This is a genomic window from Flammeovirga aprica JL-4, assembly GCF_012844305.1.
GTDB classification, from domain to species: domain Bacteria; phylum Bacteroidota; class Bacteroidia; order Cytophagales; family Flammeovirgaceae; genus Flammeovirga; species Flammeovirga aprica.
In genome coordinates, this window is record NZ_JABANE010000318.1 from 1 (window position 1) to 967 (window position 967).

At 53.7% G+C, this 967-nt stretch carries 1 protein-coding gene; it reads right to left on the reverse strand.

Features of this window, described 5'->3' with window-relative positions; all coding sequences use genetic code 11:
- The coding region (locus HHU12_RS34135; protein WP_169661178.1) for a protein kinase at positions 1-922 on the reverse strand (922 nt) is incomplete at its 3' end.
- Positions 923-967 lie beyond the last annotated feature (45 nt).

A 967-nucleotide genomic window follows, 5' to 3' on the forward strand; every position in this document is an offset into this window, starting at 1 on the left:
ATGCGTGTACCCGCTTCGCAACTTTCGCAAGGTCGAACTTTAGGGCCTCAGCGTTAATCCGTTCGCGCTCCTCACGCCACCGAGCGTGCGCCTTACGGCGTGCTCTACGTTCCTTATTGGCCTTCCGGCGTGCGATGCGCAGCTCCCCGTTCGGGTCACGCTTTGCCTTGTTGCGCTTACAGCGTTCAATCATCTTGGTGGTGGCTATCTGCTCAATCTCTGCGAGCAGTTCCTCAGGTTCCAGTGAGAAAGGCTCACGGTCCCGGTCCGCTGAGAATGACACCGGGTCGGTAATCACTGGCCTGCCGTCTTTGGTAAACATGATGTTACCGCTATGCATATCAAAGGACGCGATACCATGGAAGAACTTGCGAATCATTTGGCACGTCTCGATAAACGCTATGTCCTTCTCGTTGTGCTCCTCGGGCGCATAGTCACACTCGACAAAGTAATACGCGAGGTCTGCGTAGTGGTCGTGCTCATCGTTCTCTCTGCGCTGGCATGGTTCCAGCTCATCCAGTACCACCGTATAGCATCCAGCGTGACGCGCTACGTGATATACGTTAGGAATCCCTACCCGACCTTGGTGCATCCGGCAGAAAGCCACGTAGGCGGCCCCTGAGTCCTCTTTCTTAAAGCCAACCTTAATGACCTTGCCGGGTAACAGCTCGTGCTTAAATGCTGCACTGAAGTGGCCATTGCCCAGCAGGTTAAACCCAGCATCTTTGGCCTTAATCTTCAGGGTCTGCCAGTAGTCCTGACGTTCCAGACCCCAGCTGCTATCCGTATCTTCACCGTCGGACGTCTCAGCGTTCACGATGTCGGCGATGAGTGCTACCAGCAGCGGCTGGCGCTTGTCGAGTTCACAGATTGGCATATTGCGGAGGGCGTTTAAGCGTGCTTGTATCTCGGCGTAGTTCATTAGTTGTTTCCTTATGTGTGTTGTTAATCAGTGAATTTAATGTTA